The sequence below is a fragment of the Vibrio sp. FF266 genome (assembly GCF_041439695.1).
Lineage (GTDB): Bacteria > Pseudomonadota > Gammaproteobacteria > Enterobacterales > Vibrionaceae > Vibrio > Vibrio tasmaniensis_A.
This window is the reverse complement of sequence record NZ_JBGOOO010000009.1, coordinates 40699-59766: the sequence shown is the minus strand read 5'-3', so window position 1 is coordinate 59766 and position 19068 is coordinate 40699. Positions and strand designations below refer to the sequence as shown.

The 19068-nt window shown below is 44.0% G+C and carries 16 protein-coding genes; 14 read left to right on the top strand and 2 right to left on the bottom strand.

Features of this window, described 5'->3' with window-relative positions; all coding sequences use genetic code 11:
• Positions 1-16 precede the first annotated feature (16 nt).
• From ACED59_RS09485 to ACED59_RS09455, 7 genes are all read left to right on the top strand, one after another.
• Positions 17-796, top strand: a complete 780-nt coding sequence (locus ACED59_RS09485; protein WP_017098339.1) for a thioredoxin fold domain-containing protein — start codon at positions 17-19, stop codon at positions 794-796.
• A gap of 79 nt (positions 797-875) precedes the next feature.
• Positions 876-2612, top strand: a complete 1737-nt coding sequence (gene recJ / locus ACED59_RS09480; protein ID WP_012603262.1) for a single-stranded-DNA-specific exonuclease RecJ — start codon at positions 876-878, stop codon at positions 2610-2612.
• A 251-nt stretch (positions 2613-2863) separates the two neighbouring features.
• Positions 2864-3962 (top strand): peptide chain release factor 2 gene (prfB, locus tag ACED59_RS09475; protein WP_139137270.1). Its coding sequence is split into 2 segments (ribosomal slippage): positions 2864-2938 and positions 2940-3962, totalling 1098 coding nucleotides; the frame shifts between segments, so codons are not numbered across the junction.
• Positions 3963-4060: 98 nt separating this feature from the next.
• The gene (gene lysS, locus ACED59_RS09470; RefSeq protein WP_009848430.1) at positions 4061-5593 is read left to right on the top strand and encodes a lysine--tRNA ligase; all 1533 of its coding nucleotides are present in this window, start codon (positions 4061-4063) and stop codon (positions 5591-5593) included.
• A 277-nt stretch (positions 5594-5870) separates the two neighbouring features.
• Positions 5871-7205, top strand: coding sequence for a cyclic-di-GMP-binding transcriptional regulator VpsR (vpsR, locus tag ACED59_RS09465; protein WP_009848431.1), 1335 nt, complete (start codon positions 5871-5873; stop codon positions 7203-7205).
• 572 nt (positions 7206-7777) lie between these two features.
• Positions 7778-8029 carry a hypothetical protein gene (locus ACED59_RS09460; protein WP_004735015.1) on the top strand — a complete coding sequence of 84 codons (252 nt, stop codon included), beginning with the start codon at positions 7778-7780 and terminating at the stop codon, positions 8027-8029.
• A 192-nt stretch (positions 8030-8221) separates the two neighbouring features.
• Positions 8222-8533 (top strand): DUF6482 family protein, encoded by a 312-nt coding sequence (locus ACED59_RS09455; RefSeq protein WP_009848433.1) that lies wholly within the window; start codon positions 8222-8224, stop codon positions 8531-8533.
• 98 nt (positions 8534-8631) lie between these two features.
• Here ACED59_RS09455 and mutH read toward each other — a convergent pair whose 3' ends face one another.
• On the bottom strand, positions 8632-9297 hold the full coding sequence (gene mutH / locus ACED59_RS09450; protein ID WP_086017877.1) for a DNA mismatch repair endonuclease MutH: 666 nt from the start codon (positions 9295-9297) through the stop codon (positions 8632-8634).
• Positions 9298-9913: 616 nt separating this feature from the next.
• Here mutH and rppH point away from each other — a divergent pair.
• From rppH to ACED59_RS09415, 7 genes are all read left to right on the top strand, one after another.
• Positions 9914-10432, top strand: a complete 519-nt coding sequence (gene rppH, locus ACED59_RS09445) for an RNA pyrophosphohydrolase (RefSeq protein ID WP_009848435.1) — start codon at positions 9914-9916, stop codon at positions 10430-10432.
• A gap of 2 nt (positions 10433-10434) precedes the next feature.
• Positions 10435-12684, top strand: a complete 2250-nt coding sequence (gene ptsP, locus ACED59_RS09440; protein ID WP_017098341.1) for a phosphoenolpyruvate--protein phosphotransferase — start codon at positions 10435-10437, stop codon at positions 12682-12684.
• 8 nt (positions 12685-12692) lie between these two features.
• Positions 12693-13484, top strand: coding sequence for a sulfite exporter TauE/SafE family protein (locus ACED59_RS09435; protein WP_017098342.1), 792 nt, complete (start codon positions 12693-12695; stop codon positions 13482-13484).
• Between the two features lie 57 nt (positions 13485-13541).
• The gene (gene lgt / locus ACED59_RS09430) at positions 13542-14363 is read left to right on the top strand and encodes a prolipoprotein diacylglyceryl transferase (RefSeq protein WP_017098343.1); all 822 of its coding nucleotides are present in this window, start codon (positions 13542-13544) and stop codon (positions 14361-14363) included.
• 9 nt (positions 14364-14372) lie between these two features.
• Positions 14373-15224: a thymidylate synthase gene (locus ACED59_RS09425; protein ID WP_017098344.1), complete on the top strand. Its 852-nt coding sequence runs from the start codon at positions 14373-14375 to the stop codon at positions 15222-15224.
• 136 nt (positions 15225-15360) lie between these two features.
• A complete protein-coding gene (locus ACED59_RS09420; protein ID WP_017098345.1) occupies positions 15361-16752 on the top strand; it encodes a winged helix-turn-helix domain-containing protein in 1392 nt (463 codons plus the stop codon).
• A 217-nt stretch (positions 16753-16969) separates the two neighbouring features.
• A complete protein-coding gene (locus ACED59_RS09415; RefSeq protein ID WP_017098347.1) occupies positions 16970-17446 on the top strand; it encodes a hypothetical protein in 477 nt (158 codons plus the stop codon).
• A 302-nt stretch (positions 17447-17748) separates the two neighbouring features.
• Here ACED59_RS09415 and ACED59_RS09410 read toward each other — a convergent pair whose 3' ends face one another.
• Complete coding sequence (locus tag ACED59_RS09410; protein WP_017102996.1) at positions 17749-18894, bottom strand: Na/Pi symporter; 1146 nt, start codon at positions 18892-18894, stop codon at positions 17749-17751.
• Positions 18895-19068 lie beyond the last annotated feature (174 nt).

Genomic DNA, 19068 nt, shown 5'->3' with positions numbered 1-19068 from the left:
TTTTAAGGTGAACCTAATGAGCGTATTACGCCGTCTTCCTCTACTAGCGCTTCCTCTCATGATTACTGCATGTAATGCATCAGAAGCGAAAGTAGAAACAACATCAACAGCCGTAGAAGCTGCTCCAGCTCAAGCTATTGATACAGCTGCGTTAACTAAGCGTTTTGAAAAAATCGGTATTAAGGTCGATAAGATTGTTCCTTCGGATATCGATGGTCTTTTAGAAGTTCAAACCAACAGCGGCATTATCTTTTCTTCTCCTGGGGGGGATCACTTTCTAGCCGGTACACTTTACTCTTTGGATGAAAACGGTAAGTTCAGTGATGTTTTGGCTGAGCGTCAAGCTCCACTGAATGCTGAAAAAGTCGCAGCGATGTCGGATACGGTTATCGAATACAAAGCAGATAACGAAAAGTACGTTGTGACAGTATTTACTGACATTACGTGTGGCTACTGTGTTCGTCTGCACAGCCAAATGCAAGGCTACAACGATCTGGGTATCACCGTTCGTTACATGGCTTACCCACGCCAAGGTGCGACAGGGCAAGTTGCCGATCAAATGGCGGCAATCTGGGCGTCTGATGATCCAAAAACAGCTATGCATGATGCTAAAGTCAATCGTCAAATGCCAGCGTCTGGTAAAGACCTAGCAGAGCAAAAGCAGATCATTGCTAAACAATACCAACTCGGTCGTGAGCTTGGCATCAATGGCACTCCGGCTATCGTGCTAGCAAGTGGTGAGTTGGTGAGTGGTTACTTACCTCCAGCGCAACTTATTCAGCGTTTAGAGCAGTAATCTTCATTTTTTATTACCTATTATTCCCCCCTGTTTTTGATTTAAGGAGTGGCCTGATTGATATCAGGCCCATTTTTATATGATAGAGATCCAACGCCGTCCTGAGGTCGACACTTCAGTCTTACCTGCTCACTTACCTGACTTGTTAAAGCGCATTTATGTGAGTCGCGGAATCGACAGTGCTGACCAGCTAGAGACAGCTGCGAAAGGTTTGCACTCTTATCAAAAACTGGGCGGTATTGATGCTGCGGTTGAATTGTTGTTCAAAGCCATTCAGCAGCAAAAGCGCATCATCATTGTTGGTGACTTTGATGCCGATGGCGCGACAAGCTCCGCGTTGTCTGTGCTTGCTCTGCGAATGTTGGGCAGCTCTAATGTTGATTATCTGGTCCCCAATCGTTTTGAAGATGGTTATGGCTTGAGCCCTGAGGTTGTCGAACAGGCGATCGAACTTGGTGCTGAAGTGATCATGACAGTCGACAACGGTGTATCTTCAATTGACGGTGTTCGCTTTGCTAAAGAGAAAGGCCTTGATGTACTGGTTACTGATCATCACTTGCCTGGTTCTGAATTACCGATTGCAGATGCAATGGTCAATCCCAACCTAGAAAGCTGCGCATTTCCTTCAAAAGCGCTAGCCGGTGTGGGTGTCGCCTTTTACCTGATGATGGCATTGTGTGTTCATATGCGTAAGTTGGGCTGGTTTGCTCAACACGGCATGACAGAACCCAAGTTGATGGAACTGATTGATCTAGTGGCACTGGGTACTGTTGCGGATGTGGTACCACTTGATGAAAACAACCGAATCTTGGTACACCAAGGGCTACAACGCATTCGTGCAGGCAAAGCGCGTCCGGGTATTCAAGCCTTGATTGAAATTGCTAAGCGAGATGCTAAGCGTTTAGTTGCCTCCGATTTTGGTTTTGCGCTTGGTCCACGTATCAATGCGGCTGGCCGATTGGATGACATGTCCTTTGGTGTTGAGCTGCTAATGAGTAATAACATCCATGCCGCGCGTCGAATGGCGAGCGAGTTAGATGGCTTGAACCAAACACGTAAAGAGATCGAAGAGGGCATGAAACAAGAAGCGATGGCTTTTTGTGAGCGCCTTGAATTTGGTAAAGACGATTTGCCTTCTGGTTTGGCTCTGTTTCAACGTGATTGGCATCAAGGCGTAATTGGTATTCTAGCTTCGCGTATCAAAGACAAATATCACCGCCCAGTGATCGCATTTGCTGATGGTGGTGAAGGTAGCATTAAGGGTTCATGTCGTTCGATTCCAGGTTTGCACATGCGCGATGCGCTAGACAGAATCGACACTCAAAACCCTGGCCTGATCTTGAAGTTTGGTGGTCACGCAATGGCAGCCGGGTTAACCATTATGGAAAAAGACTTCGAGCGATTCAGCAAGATGTTTGATGACGTTGTGCGTAAAGAACTCGGTGAGACGGCACTTAAGGGCATTATCTTGTCTGATGGTGAGCTGCTACCTGAAGAGTTCTCAATGCATACCGCTGAAACATTGCGTTCAGGTGGTCCGTGGGGACAAGCTTTCCCTGAGCCCATCTTTGATGGTGAGTTTAAAGTTCTGCATCAAAAATTAGTGGGTGAAAAGCACCTAAAGTTAATGCTTGAGCCATTGTATAAAGGCCACCCGACCAATGTGATGATTGATGGTATTGCCTTTAATGTTGACCTACGTCGCTGGCCTGATGCCTCAGTGAAAACGGTACATCTTGCGTTTAAGCTTGATATTAACGAGTTTCGTGGCAATCAATCGTTGCAGTTGATGATTGATCATATCGAAGCGAAATAGTTGAAGCCAAATAGCGTTATCGTTCACTGAATGAGGTTCATCATTTAGTACCTAATCCAACAAGCTCTGTTCAAAAACAGGGCTTGTTTTCCTTTATTGCCTTACAAATTTTACGTGTTTTTTCTGCCCGTCAATTTTATATCCGATTAAGTTATTGAATCTTGGTGTACCACTCTAAAAAATTCTGTATCTCCGTCACACTTTTGAGTACAATTCTCCGGTTAAATTCTACTCATAAATGATGAGCTAAAATGTTTGAAATCAATCCTATAAAAAACCGTCTGCAGGATGTGTCTGAGCGCACAAATATCCTGAGGGGGTATCTTTGACTATGACGCAAAGAAAGAGCGTCTAGAAGAAGTAAACGCAGAATTAGAACAACCGGATGTATGGAACGAACCTGAGCGTGCTCAAGCGCTAGGAAAAGAGCGTTCAGCATTGGAAGCGGTAGTAGAAACGATCGACCAACTTGACCAAGGTGTTGAGGATGTTGATGGCCTATTAGAGCTTGCGGTTGAAGAAGAAGATCAAGAAACGTTCGATGAAATTGAGCCAGAACTAGCTGAGCTTGAAGCTAAGTTAGAGAAATTGGAATTCCGTCGTATGTTCTCTGGTGATCACGACGCATCAGATTGCTACATCGATTTACAGTCAGGTTCGGGCGGTACAGAAGCTCAAGACTGGACTTCAATGATGTTGCGTATGTACTTGCGTTGGGCAGATTCGAAAGGCTTCAAGACTGAAGTTATCGAAGTGTCTGATGGCGATGTTGCTGGCCTTAAAGGCGCAACGGTACGTATCTCTGGTGAGTACGCTTACGGTTGGTTACGCACAGAGACTGGTGTTCACCGTCTAGTTCGTAAGTCACCATTTGATTCAAGTGGTCGTCGTCATACTTCATTTGCTTCTGCGTTTATCTATCCTGAGATTGATGACAACATTACGATCGACATTAATCCTTCTGACCTACGTATTGACGTATACCGTGCCTCTGGCGCTGGTGGTCAGCACGTAAACACCACGGAATCGGCGGTACGTATTACTCACGTTCCAACTAACACCGTGGTTCAGTGTCAGAATGACCGTTCGCAGCATAAGAACAAAGATCAAGCGATGAAGCAGCTACGTGCTAAGCTTTTTGAACTTGAGATTCAAAAGCAAAATGCTGAAAAACAAGCGAGCGAAGAAACGAAATCAGACATCGGTTGGGGCAGTCAGATCCGCTCTTACGTGCTGGATGATTCACGTATCAAAGATTTACGCACCGGCATCGAAAACCGTAATACTCAAGCGGTTCTTGACGGTGACTTAGAGAAGTTTATTGAAGCTAGCCTGAAATCAGGTCTGTAAGCTTTATCAACTATTAAGCTTTACCAATAATATTGGTAAAAATGCCTATATTTTCAAAAATATAGCTGTCCAAATTATAAAAGCAGGGTACATCTCAAATGACTGATGCTGTTCAAAACGAAAATGCACAAGAAGCTTCTTCACCTGAAGAGAACAAACTAATCGCTGAGCGCCGTAGCAAGCTGGATCATATCCGCCAAAACTGCAAAGCGAACGGTCACCCAAATGATTTCCGTCGTGAGCACCTAGCTGGCGATCTTCAAGCGGAATTCGGTGAGAAGACTAAGGAAGAGCTAGAAGAGCTTAACCACATCGTTGCGATCGCAGGTCGTATTATGGCGAAGCGTGGTCCATTCCTTGCGATTCAAGAAACTTCTGGTCGTATCCAAGCGTACGCAGCGAAAGACGTACAAAAAGTACTGAAAGAGAAGTACCAAGGCCTAGATATCGGTGACATCATCGGTGTTAAAGGTGCGCTTCACAAGTCTGGTAAAGGTGACCTTTACGTGAACATGGAAGAGTTTGAATTGCTAACCAAAGCACTTCGTCCTCTGCCAGAGAAGTTCCACGGTCTAACTGACCAAGAGATGCGCTACCGTCAGCGTTACGTTGATCTAATCGTGAACGAAGACTCTCGTAACACATTCATCGTGCGTTCTAAGCTTGTGTCTTCAATCCGTAACTTCATGAGCTCAAAAGGCTACCTAGAAGTTGAAACGCCAATGATGCACGTGATCCCAGGCGGTGCAACAGCACGTCCATTCATCACTCATCACAACGCACTAGACATCGACATGTACCTACGTGTTGCACCTGAGCTTTACCTTAAGCGTCTAGTAGTTGGTGGTTTTGACCGTGTATTCGAGATCAACCGTAACTTCCGTAACGAAGGTCTTTCTCCACGTCACAACCCAGAATTCACAATGATGGAATTCTACCAAGCGTACTCTGACTACAAAGATCTAATGGATCTAACGGAAGAGATGCTAAGCACAGCGGCGATGGACGTTCTTGGTTCTACTTCTATGCCTTACGGTGACGAAACAGTTGAGTTCGGTGGCACTTACGCTCGCATGAGCATGTTCGATGCAATCAAACACTACACACCTGAAAATGCAAACATTCAAGCTCTGACTGAAGACGATCTTCAGAACAGAGAATTGATGGTTAAAATTGCAGAAGAAGTGGGTCTTTACGTTGAGAAGTTTTGGACATGTGGTCAGCTTCTTGAAGAGATCTTTGGTGAAACGGCTGAGCCTCAGCTAATTCAACCAACGTTCATCACGGGTTACCCAGCGGACATCTCTCCACTGGCTCGTCGTAGCGACAGCAACCCATTCTTCACAGACCGCTTTGAGTTCTTCATCGGTGGCCGTGAAGTAGCGAACGGTTTCTCTGAGCTTAACGATGCACAAGACCAAGACGAGCGTTTCAAAGCACAAGTTAACGCAAAAGACGCGGGTGATGACGAAGCTATGTACTACGATGCGGACTACATTACTGCACTAGAGCACGGCCTACCGCCAACAGCGGGTCAAGGTATTGGTATCGATCGTCTAGCGATGCTATTTACTAACACCCACACAATCCGTGACGTGATCTTGTTCCCGGCAATGCGCCCACAAGCGTAATTTTCGCTTATGGGGTGTTTACTGCCCGTGTAATTTAAAAGCCACCTTCGGGTGGCTTTTTCGGTTTTTAGCGTCAAAACCTAGCTCGTACCGCACTCTTGATTCGAAAAATGATTATTTATGACATAGTCTTACCATTGAGACAAAAAATCTAAGATAGTCTCATTACTATACGTATCGGATCTGAATACGATCTTGCGGCAACTTTGTACCCGTATGATTCGTTTAACTCGTGTTAGCCTGATTGAAAAAAATAAAAACAGAATAAGGAAGAAGGATGGGAACTCAATTTAAGATGGATTCCTTACCAGGTTCTCTTATCGTCGTTGGTGGTGCGTACGAACCCTGGTTATCAGTGTTAGAACAAGTGGGTTGGCAATGTACCCAGTGTGCAGATTTACGAAAAGCCGATGCCTTAATTACTGATATTGGCCCCTGCATTGGCATTGTGGATCTTAGTCATGATGAGTTTAGCCTTAATGGTATCGCTAACCTCGTGAGCAACAACAAGCAAGTTCGATGGCTTGCTTTTATCCGTGAATCGCAATTGAGCTCAGATACAATCTGCCAATTTATCGTTAACTTCTGTATCGACTTTTTCACGGCACCAATCCCTGATGCTCAGCTATTGAGTACCATTGGTCATCAACTGGGTATGCTCAAACTTGAGCAGAAAGTATGGCCAAACTACGGTATTAACAACAATATGGGCCTACTCGGTGATTCTGTGGCGGTGAAACGCTTGAGAGACCAAGTCAAGCGAATTGGCCCCACAGATGTCAGTATTTTGATTTACGGTGAGAGTGGGACAGGAAAAGAGACAATAGCACGTTCCATTCATCAAAATTCATCGCGAGCTCAGAAACCATTTTTAACTGTGAATTGCCGTGCTCTATCTGAAATGAGGATAGAGACTGAGATGTTTGGTATTTCAGCCCCAGCAACGGCAGCGCCTTGTATGTTGGAAGAAGCCGATGGCGGAACCCTCTTACTCAACGATGTCCTAGCGATGCCTCGTAATCAACAATTGAACCTTTTACGCTTTTTACAAGAAGGGAAAATTGAAACCACGAAGGGAGCTAAGTCGGTTGATGTTCGCATTTTGGCTGCTAACTCTTCTGATATTGAAAAGGCATTGATCGAGGGCGACTTCAATGAAGAGCTTTATCATTACATCAATGTTCTGCGTATTCATGTTCCTAGCTTAAAAGAACGTGTGAGTGATATTTCAGTGCTAGCGAATCATTTTCTGCGTGAGTACTCAAAAGAGTTTAATGCGCAAGCGAAGAGCTTCTCAGACGATGCTATCCGCTCGATGAGTCGCTACCATTGGCCTGGCAACGTTCGTGAATTGATGAATCAGATTAAGCGTGTTGTGTTGATGTCTGATGCTGTCATCATTGAGGATCATCAACTGGATTTACCAAAACAGAATGATGAACGCCGCAGTCTGAAAAGTATACGTGAACGTTCAGAGCGAGATGCTTTACTCATTGTGTTGGAATCTTATGGTGGTCAAGTGTCTTTGGCCGCTAAGGAGCTTGGAGTTTCACGCGCAACTATGTACCGCTTACTCAATAAACATGGTCTTATATCTGAGGGCGTTGTTTAGAACGTTCTATTCATTGACTCTATCCGGTGAGTGAAAATTCAAGGGCCACGTATCATACGTGGCTTTTTTGTTTCTGAAGGATAGTCCGCTGTTCTATAGAGAGAGCCCTAAGATAGATATGCTGTGATTTTATATAATCATAGTGAATATGTTATATGTAAATGAATATGCAACTGATATTTCAGGCGAATGCATTGTTTTAAAAATGTTAACCAATTATCGGTTGAATAATATACTCACTTGGTTAGACTTTAACCGTGAAAGCAACGATTTAACAAAGACTTGTCTGCTTTTACGACCCCATTTCTTTTTGGATTTTTTAGTTAGCTTGGAGGCGCAAATGAAACATTTCGATTTTATACAGCATATTTGCGCGTCGTTTGATCCGTGTACTGACATGGTGACTGATATGTCACACACATCAGCCATGGCCGATCGAAACACCCAAGATAAACCTAACTAATAGATCCGTACCCTTATTTGGCTGCGGAAAAATAGCAGCTAAGTGAGAAGCCCTCATACTATCTAGAACGCTATTTTTCCTCAGTTTATTCCACAACTGGAGAGTTATTATGCGTCACTCAGTATATTTAAAACTAGCAACAGTTCTTATCCGTGCAGACCTTCGTCGTGAAGAGCGTGAATGGCAACGAAAAGTTCGTCGTAGTTCATATGATCTACCATGGAACAACACCCATTTATTGAGAGATATTGGCCTTGAAGCCGATGGTCGACCAATTGGTTTTTCTGAGCCTGAAGTTGTCACGATTGAGCGCCGAGTACGCCATCTTCGTCGTGTCCTAAGTGCGCGAATACCGACGTAATCTGCGGGGTTGATAGCACCGTTCAACCCCTAAGATAAGTCACAGTGATGGTTATGGCGTCGAAAGTGCAAATTTTTGAACTAGAACTGGCCAAAAAAGAGAAGCTCTTGCTTCTCTTTTTTGCTTTTTTAAGTCGTTATCTAGTAAAGGTAAATAGTTCGGCTAAGCTTTATAGAGCAAGGGAGGCTGACTATGCAGAAGCATCAATTAGACATGTGGTTACATGGAGAGCACAAAGACTCTTATCAGACACCGAAAGTGTACGTTATTGGTTGCTCTGATATCTCAGAATATTTACTGGCGGTGGAGTACAAACACAAGCTAGAACCGGTAAAGCAAGACGGCGAGCCGCTTCACTTTGGATCCTTGGATCAAGTGAAAGAGGAATTACTCCGGCTCGGCTTTGAAAAGGCCTACCTTCGCTTGCACAACGCGTATGATGAGTTTGGTAATGAACCCAACCAAAGCTACTGCGATATTGAACTGGCGCTCAAACCTCATTAGAGAGTATTTTTAACGAGCGTTGTAGTGAGAAATTACTTCTAAATTGAGACGGTTTATAACGTACTGATCTTTTAGCATATCTATGCTAGATAAAACCTCTATGCGTAATGGGTTGTCAGCAATCTGTGGGTGAATTGAGTTCGTAGATAGAAACCACGAGGTTTGGTCTTTATTGGTTTTCCACTTGCACCGTAAGCTTCTGTTAACACTCGACTGTTGGCGGCTTTTGGTCGCAAATGCAGTGCTTCGCCGTGTCTTGCTGTTATCTGTTCAACATTACCTAACACGATCAGCTCCATGAGCTCTTCCCAATCCCTTTTTAAGATCTCGTCTTCCGCTTGGGTTGGTGTCCACAATAAAGGGGATCCTACATGCCTTTCTGCCAGTGGGATCTCTCTTTCTCCCTCTACCGGGATCCACAACACTTTAGACAGCTTGTTTCGAACGTGACTGGTTTCCCACGTTATGCCTTGCACGCCCATCAATGGCGCGACACAAACAAAGGTGGTTTCGAGTGGCTTCCCTGAATAACCAATCGGGATACTTTTTAGCTCGATCCCGAGCTTGGCAAAATCTTGTTCTGGTTTACTGCCAGCTGGCGCACCCAAGTGCCATTCCAATAGTTGTCCAACCCAGCCTTTATCTCGCTTTAGGTCGTTTGGTACAACCATATTGGCTTCATCGGCGAGCTCTTTGAAGGTCATTCCTGCAATAGCATATGCTCTGTCTAACAGCTCTTGTTGTGTTTGTGGTTCTGGTTTCATAATAAAAGGCATGATCAAAAAAATGATTTTACCAGAAGTTATCACCATATGACGACTGGTTAAGAAATGATCGCCTTGCTAGAAAAGGGATCAAACTCATGGTTATCCACAGGACATGAAGGTAATTAATTGAAATATTAATTTAGTGGATAAATAAACAGGGGTTTGCAGGGGATAAAATGCTTGCTAAATAGGGTTTGAAATGAATCTTTCACTTACTAGTGTGGATAAACATCGGAGTGGTTGATCTTTGACCATGGGTGGTTTTTGAAAGATCTTTTTATTTTTTCATGTTTTTAAAATTGATGAATTTGTTTTAATTTACTGATTTTTAATTGTTTTTGTTGTCGGTGGGTGGTTTTTTGTTTTTGGTTCTGATAAATCTATGGATTAAAAAAAACGATTACGGGTAATTCTTCACATAGTTATTCACAGAAAAGGTGAATAAATGTGGTCTATGTCTCACTCTTGTGTGGGTAACTAAGATTTGAGCAAAACTTATCCATATTCGTAGTTATTATTCATAAATATAGCGCTTGTCACGTCACTAAGTTTGCTCCGATTGGGGATATGTGGAAAAATCAGTGTAATTAAAAATTTAGATAGAGGTTGGCCAGTGATAGATGGCGATGGTTACCGATTAAATGTTGGTATTGTAATCTGTAACAACCATGGTCAGGTCTTCTGGGCTAAACGATACGGGCAACATTCATGGCAATTCCCTCAAGGGGGAATAGATGAAGGTGAAACTCCGGAACAGGCAATGTACCGCGAGTTGTATGAAGAGGTTGGCCTTACTAAAAAGGATGTAAAGATCGTCGCGACAAGTCGTCATTGGTTACGCTATAAGCTGCCCAAACGACTGGTTCGGTGGGATTCTAAACCTGTCTGTATTGGACAAAAACAGAAGTGGTTTCTTTTACGCTTAGATTGCGATGAATCGCATATCAATATGCAGCGTGGAAGCACACCTGAGTTTGATGGTTGGCGTTGGGTGAGTTACTGGTACCCAGTTCGACAAGTTGTATCTTTCAAGCGAGATGTTTACCGTCGAGCGATGAAAGAATTCGCATCTTTAGCAATGCCGTTTAAAGAGCGAAAAACAAAAGGAAAGCGCAAATTGCGTAGAGGTTAAGCATGCTCAGCCAACTAAGGGAAATAGTTGAACACGTATCAAGAGTTGAAGATGTGTCGACGGCTCTTGATATTTTGGTTAAAGAGACATGCAGCGCGATGCAGACAGAATGTTGCACCGTGTATTTGGCAAATAATGATATGCAGCGTCTTGAGTTGATGGCAACTCAAGGCCTGATCTTCAAAGGCAATAGTATTCACATTGGTTTTGACGAAGGTTTGGTTGGCCTTGTTAAAAGAAGTGCTGAACCGATCAACCTTGCACAAGCGTCTGCTCACCCTGCTTATAAGTTTTTTCCCGAGCTTGGAGAAAAGGTTTATCACTCTTTTCTCGGCACTCCGATTATCTATCGCAAGCAAGTGCTTGGCGTATTGGTCATTCAACAGAAGTCCCCCCGTTTATTCAGTGAGATGGAAGAATCCTTCCTTGTTACACTCTCAGCACAACTTGCGGTTATTGTGGCGCATGCCCAAACTCAAGGCCATTGGCTGTTAGAGCAACAGAAGCTACCTGCGACCAAAGGTATTGCAGCTTCATCGGGTGTGGCGATTGGTGACTTATGGTGGGACAACACTCAGCCTGAACTCACCGATGTTTACCCTGCTTCGACGCTCAATGTTGAAAGGGAGCATGAGCTGTTGGCAGTCGCTGTCGAAAATGCTCTCAATGATTTTAAGCGAATGCGAAAGCGTTTAGACAGTGAAATCAATAAAGACGCGTTGGCGATCTTTGATCTGTTTACTCACTTACTCAACGATCCCATGTTACGTAAGGATCTCAAGAGTCAAATTCAGAAAGGCGACAAAGCCGATTGGGCATTGAGACAGGTTGTTGAGAGTTACTCTAACCGTTTTGCTCGTATGTCAGATGTGTACCTTCGGGAGAGAGCGCAAGACGTCCGAGAGCTTGGTCAAAGACTGCTCTATTTCCTCCACAATTCTGAACATGAACTTCGCACGTTAGATAAACCGATTATTTTGGTGGTTCGTGAGTTAACGGCCTCTGTATTAGCGTCTATTCCTAAAGAAAAACTATTAGCGGTTATTTCCTTGGAAGGGGCGGCGAACTCGCACGCAGCGATTTTATCTCGAGCTTTGGGTATTCCTTCTGTTATGGGAGTTAACCTTAATCTTTCGCAAGCTAATGGTAAGCAAGCGATTGTTGACGGGTATAGCGGCGAGATCTTTATTGAGCCGACTAAAAACCTGCTCAAAGAGTATCGGGGGCTAATTCTAGAAGAGAGTGAGCTCTCCTCTATGGTCAATCGAGAACTGTACTTACCGGCAAAAACGAAAGACGACAAGCAAGTCGAGATTCTGCTTAATGCGGGTTTGAGTGCAGACACTAACATCGCTATCAACCAAGGGGTTGATGGGGTTGGTCTGTATCGAACCGAAATTTCTTTCTTGTTACAACAAAGGTTTCCGTCAGAGGACGAACAATTCAAGCAGTATCGTTCTGTGCTCGCTAGTTACCCTGAGAAGCAAGTGGTGATGCGAACCTTGGATATTGGTGGAGATAAGGCGTTACCTTATTTCCCAATAGAAGAAGACAATCCATTCCTTGGTTGGCGTGGTATTCGTTTTACGCTCGATCATCCTGACATCTTTATTATTCAGTTACGTGCCATGTTACGTGCGAGTTGTGATAGCCAGAACTTGAGTATCTTGTTGCCGATGATCTCTAGCACTCAAGAACTGGATGATACTGTTCAACTCATCGAGCAAGCCTACGATGAAGTGCATGAACTCGACAGTCGAGTTCGCATGCCGCGTATCGGTATCATGATTGAAGTGCCATCCATGCTTTACATACTGCCGTTGATAGCGGATAAGGTCGACTTCGTTTCAGTCGGTACCAACGATTTAACCCAATATTTATTGGCGGTTGACCGGAACAATTCCCGTGTCTCTGATGTCTATGAATCCATGCACCCTGCAGTGATCATGGCATTGAAACACATCCATGATACTTGTAAGCAATATCAATTGCCGGTGTGTATATGTGGAGAGCTCGCGGGTGATCCAATGGGTGCATTGCTCTTGATTGGGTTAGGGTATGAGACGTTAAGTATGAACACCTCAAATGTCGCAAGGACTAAGTATTTGATTCGTCAATCTAAGCTTAGTGAACTGCAAGATTTGGCAAATGAGGCGCTATCAAAACCGTATGGAAGTGACATCTATAGTATGATGCTCAACTATTTCGAAGAGCGTGAATTTACAGGCTTCATTCGAGCGGGTAAAAAATAGGATTTAACGTGTCATATGAACTGATAGGCTTGCTAGCAGGCCTTGGTGCTATTGTTGGTGTTTTAGCTGGCTTGCTGGGCATTGGTGGTGGTTTGCTGGTGGTTCCTGCCTTACTCTTTTTGCTTCCTAAAGCGGGTATCCCTCAAGAGTTTGCGATGCAAATGGCATTGGCTACCTCGTTATCAACCATCATCGTTACGTCGGGATCGTCTGCGATTAACCATTTAAAATTGGGTAATGTAGAGATTTTTGTCGTTAAATGGTTGATACCAGGTGTCGTGATAGGTGGCTTCCTAGGTTCTTTCGTGGCCGATGTGATTCCAGCTCAATACTTACCAAAAGTCTTTGGTGTGATTGTCTTGGTATTGGCGTTGCAAATGCTGTTGTCGATTCGCTCTAAGAGCCAAAAGTCGATGCCGGGTTCAGCTAAAACCGTGCTGTGTGGTGGCGGTATTGGTTTGGTATCAAGTTTAGCGGGCATTGGCGGTGGGTCTTTGTCGGTACCTTTCCTCAACCATCACGGTGTGGAAATGCGTAAAGCCGTCGGCTCATCTTCGGTATGCGGTTGTGTTATCGCGATTTCGGGAATGCTAGGTTTCATTTGGCATGGATCTTCTGTCGATGATCTTCCTGCGTATAGCTTAGGTTATGTTTATCTGCCGGCTTTGATTGCGATATCTTGTACCTCAGTGTTGACCACTCGAGTGGGTGCGAAACTGGCCACTCAATTACCAACCTCTGTTCTGAAGAAATTCTTTGCGGTATTTTTAATGTTTATAGCAGCGACAATGCTGCTGTAGTGTCTTTTCTGTTAGCTATTGAGCTAACCGTTAATCAATTTAGATAGAGAGCCAAGTATGTCTCAGGGTTTTATCGAATTCCCAAATATCGATCCTGTTCTTATTGAACTAGGACCAATCTCAGTTCGTTGGTACGGCCTAATGTACCTTGTCGGTTTTATGTTTGCTCTTTGGTTAGCAAATCGCCGAGCTGATCAACCCGGTAGTGGTTGGACTCGAGAGCAAGTATCAGACCTACTGTTTGCTGGCTTTCTAGGTGTGGTGCTTGGTGGTCGTATTGGCTACGTACTTTTCTACAACTTTGGCCTTTTCATTGATGATCCACTCTACCTATTTAAGGTATGGACTGGCGGTATGTCTTTCCACGGTGGTTTACTTGGTGTGATCACCGCGATGCTTTGGTATGCCAAAAAGAACGGTCGAACCTTTTTTGGTGTCGCTGACATGATTGCACCATTGGTTCCATTTGGTTTAGGTATGGGCCGCATGGGCAACTTCATGAACAGTGAGCTATGGGGTCGTGTGACTGATGTGCCATGGGGGATTGTATTCCCTAACGGTGGTCCACTTCCTCGTCACCCATCTCAGCTTTATGAAATGGCGCTTGAAGGTATTGTACTGTTCTTCATCTTGAACTGGTTCATCAAAAAGCCTCGCCCTCTTGGTTCTGTATCAGGGTTATTCCTAGCAGGATATGGTACATTCCGCTTCCTAGTTGAATACGTACGTGAACCTGATGCTCAGCTAGGTTTGTTCGGTGGATTTATCTCTATGGGACAAATTTTGTCACTGCCAATGGTTATCATCGGTGTGCTGATGATGGTTTGGGCATACAAGCGTGGTCACTACAAAGATGAATTACCACAACAAACGAAGTAAGGAATTGGTGTGAAACAGTATTTAGATCTCTGTCAGCGTATCGTTGATGACGGTACTTGGATTGAAAATGAACGCACAGGCAAGCGCTGCCTAACTGTGATCAATGCTGACCTTGAATATGATGTTGGTAATAACCAATTCCCACTGGTAACAACACGTAAAAGTTTTTGGAAAGCGGCAGTTGCTGAATTGCTTGGCTATATCCGTGGTTACGATAATGCTGAAGATTTTCGTAAGCTAGGGACTAAAACTTGGGATGCGAATTCTAACCTGAATGAAGCATGGCTAAATAATCCTTACCGCAAGGGTGAAGACGACATGGGTCGTGTTTATGGCGTTCAAGGACGTGCATGGGCAAAACCTGACGGCGGTCATATCGACCAACTGAAGAAGATTGTTGATGATCTAAAAAACGGCATTGATGACCGCGGCGAGATCTTAAACTTCTATAACCCAGGTGAGTTCCACATGGGTTGTTTGCGTCCGTGTATGTACAGCCATCACTTCTCTCTACTTGGTGATACTCTGTACCTAAACAGCACTCAGCGCTCTTGCGATGTACCACTAGGCCTGAACTTCAACATGGTTCAAGTGTATGTGTTCCTCGCTATCATGGCGCAAATCACAGGCAAGAAAGCGGGCGTGGCTTATCACAAGCTTGTTAACGCACATATCTACGAAGATCAACTCGCACCTATGCGTGATATCCAGTTGAAGCGTGAGCCTTTAGCGGGGCCAACATTCCATATCAATCCTGAGATTAAGTCTTTAGAAGATTTGGAAACGTGGGTGACGATGGATGACTTCTGGGTTGAAGGCTACGAATGCCACGAAGCGATTAAGTACCCATTCTCGGTTTAATCTAATCTGCTTTGTTTGACTGACTGATTGATCGAAAGGCTGCCTCTGCGCAGCCTTTTTTATTTCTGATGCTTGGCTTGCTTACTATTCGTAAAACCAATAATCTTGAGTGGTCTTTTCTAACCACAGAACTACTATGACTCGCTCGCATTGCTTTGTATTGCAACACGACTTTCCTATTTCTTTCTACCCTGATAAAAACCAGTTGGTGATTGATAGTGAAGAGATTCATTTAGAGCCACTACAAGCAAGGCTGCTCAGCTATTTCATCGACAAGCGCGGGCAAGTGGTTAGTACGCAGCAGATAGCTGCTGATGTGTGGCAAAGAACTCAAGTGTCTGACAACTTGGTCAGACAGGTCATCAGTTTACTGCGCAGTCAGCTTCAGGATAAAGTACGTCCGTATCGCATCATTCAGACCATTCCTAAGCAAGGTTATCTGTTCGATATTGAGATAATTCAGCCTAGCGTTGAGACTACTCCCGTAGTAGAAATTCCCCCACCTGAAATCAAAGTTGTTTCTAAGCCTAAAAATAAAACCATCGCCCTGATTACAACCGCAGTATTCTCTATTGGCTTAATAGCAACTTGGGCGTGGCAAATTGATGTCTCAACCAATGACACAGCTGTTATTTCTGCGCCTCAAAGTGATGTGATTCCCGTTTATATCCATGACATAACACTCGATTCTGCGGACGATTATGAGATGTCGGAAAGCGTGTACAACTACCTATTCTACGGGCTGAACTCAGCGAGAAATTTATCGGGTTACCACTTCTCTCAGCTCTCGAAACAGGGCAAGCAATCACTTGCCAATAATGGTGTCGAACTCAAAGGTTGGCTCAAGCAAAAGGGCAGTAATTATATACTGAGCGTGCTGATACAAAACAACCGCCAGCCCAATCAAAGCCAGAAAGTGGAAAAGAGCTTTAGCCAAGATAACTTCTTTGATGCCATTGGGGATGTGATTCTTGAGATTAAAGCCATTATTGCCCCAATGAGTTCAGAATACGGTGTCGTCAGTCATCGAGTGACTTCTATTGATAACTACGACGATTGGAAGGTTATTTCAGAGGGAATATCGCTTTTCTACCAAGGCAAAGGTGGACAGCCATTTGCAGAGATCGCACTTCAGTTGGATACGATTCAACAGCAAGGAAGAGACAATTATTTGGTCAATGCCTTATTGTCGTATTCGGAATCTTTGGCTTATTTGCAAAGTCATGAGCAAGAAGATCGCGAACATGCACTGCAACTGGCAAAGCAAGCCTTTGAGATGAACCCACGTTGTGATATTGCCAACCTTACCTTGGGTCTTGCACTGTTAATCAACCAACATGCCAATCAAGCTTTCCCTTACCTTTTTTATGCGGCCGAAAGTACACCGAGCCCTATCAGTTTTTATCTACTTAGTGTGGCTGACAAGCTGTCGGATAACCCAGAAGGTTCGCAATACAACTATCAGCGCTATACCGAAGTGAAAAAAGAGTATAATGGCCAACTGTTTGATCTTATTGAATCTTTATAAAAAACAAACCTTTCCTAAACCACATAATTCTCTTTGAAGTGAAGACGTTGAGTTACCGCTAATAGTAACGGCTCTTCCGCAAGGTTTCCTTGTGCTAACAGGCTTCTCAACATGTTTGATTATTGTTTGGAGTTAGGCTCGATTGCCTTGCATCAAGCATAAAAACATCGACTTCCACATACTGGTCACCAAATCATTTATTATTTGGGGTATACACATGTTGAAGAAGTTTGCTTTTCAGATCATTCCAATTCAGATCTTCTTATTCGTCTTTTGGTTCAAAAATGGCTTTATCGATAAAGTGATGGGCGTGCTACTTGGCTTCATTACGCCCGATACCGCTTATGCAGGTGACACTTGGGCTGGCTGGAAAGGCTATATTGTCGGCACTTGGGATAAGAGCCAAGTTGGTCATGTTTTACTGAGCCCTACGTTCGATTTTATGTTTCCTATTCTGATTGCTTTGCAATGTTTACCATTTTTATTGGTTCTTCGTTCAGTACTAGCAGGTGAATTCATGGCTGGTAAAGAACGCCCGTGGTTACTCTATGCGGCATTCGCTTCTCTGTTTGTAACTGCTTGTATGGCTTTCACTCAAACCATCACTGGCGCAAGCGATGGGCAGTATCTATGGCAACTTATCGGCTTTGGCATGGTTGCCATTATGTATCTGCGTAATGAGCAAGGTAAGTAAGCGTTTCTTTAGATGCGAGATAAGGGGAGTTAGATACAAGTAGAAGAGATTCGGGATACTAAGATCAAAAACCCCCGTCATTCCCTATCACGCTCGTTCCTCGCTGTAGGGAATGACGGGGATATATAGATGCGAGTAAAACGGGCTTTTCGTTACTCGTTCACTCGCATTCCGTATCTGCTTTCAACTTGTTATTCGCTACTCCAATCTTCTTTTTGTTTCCCACATCTGCCTTTCAGAAAAGAAAAAGCCCGCAACCTAGGAGGTTGCGGGCTTTGCTATAAGCGATGTTTGTTTTGCTATTAAGCTGTCAGTGCTAACACGCTACCAGGCAGTACAAGGAATACCGCAACAAGATAACCTGCCACTACAGCTTTGTTTTTCACTGCCATGTCTGAAATGATATCAGCGGCTTTCACTGGCAGTTCACGTAGGAACGGAATACCAAAGATGAATACCGTAGCCATGATGTTGAACACCAAGTGTACTAGAGCAATCTGTAGTGCGAATACTGCAAACTCACCAGATACTGCTGTCGCTGCTAATAGCGCGGTAATACACGTACCGATGTTTGCACCTAAAGTGAATGGGTAAACGTCACGTACTTTAAGAACACCTGAACCAACTAGTGGAACCATCAAACTTGTTGTCGTTGAAGAAGACTGAACAAGGATAGTAACGATAGAGCCAGAAGCGATACCGTGGATAGGGCCTCGACCAATTGCATTCTTTAGAATCTCACGAGCACGGCCAACCATTAGGCTCTTCATTAGCTTACCCATTACCGTGATAGCTACGAAGATAGTCGCGATACCTAGAACGATAAGCATAACCCCACCAACAGTGTCGCCAAACGTTGATAGTGGTTCTTTAATCGCACTTACAACAGGCTTAGTGATTGGCTTGATGAAGTTAAGACCACCCATGCTCATATCACCTGTTGCTAGCATCGGTGATACTAACCAGTGAGAAATTTTCTCTAGAATACCAAACGCCATCTCTAGTGGTAGGAAGATAGCAACGGCTAATAGGTTAAAGAAGTCGTGAATCGTCGCACTTGCGAATGCACGTTTGAACTCATCTTTACAACGAACATGACCAAGGCTAACTAGCGTATTGGTTACCGTAGTACCAATGTTCGCACCCATGATCATAGGGATTGCTAGCTCAACAGGTAAACCACCTGCCACAAGGCCAACGATAATTGAAGTAACTGTACTTGATGATTGAATAAGTGCTGTTGCTACTAAACCAATCATTAAGCCTGCAACTGGGTGTGAAGCAAATTCGAAAAGAACTTTTGCTTGCTCGCCTGTTGCCCATTTGAAGCCTGTACCAACCATTGAAACTGAAAGTAATAGTAGGTAAAGCATGAATGCCAAGTTAGCCCAGCGTAGCCAACGAGTTGTGCTCGAGATAGGCGCTGCTGCAGTAGTAGCTTGGTTCATAATGTTTTCTCCATTGGACCGTTTTAGTCTGTGTTTGGTCTGTTTGTTTAATCTGAGCGTGATGTTAGAGAACAAATATTTCAGTAATATTACATTTTGGTTTAGGTGAGACTTTTTTGTGATGATTTGCTCTTTAAATATTTGGTCTTGAAATGGTGGTGGTTTAACTTGTTG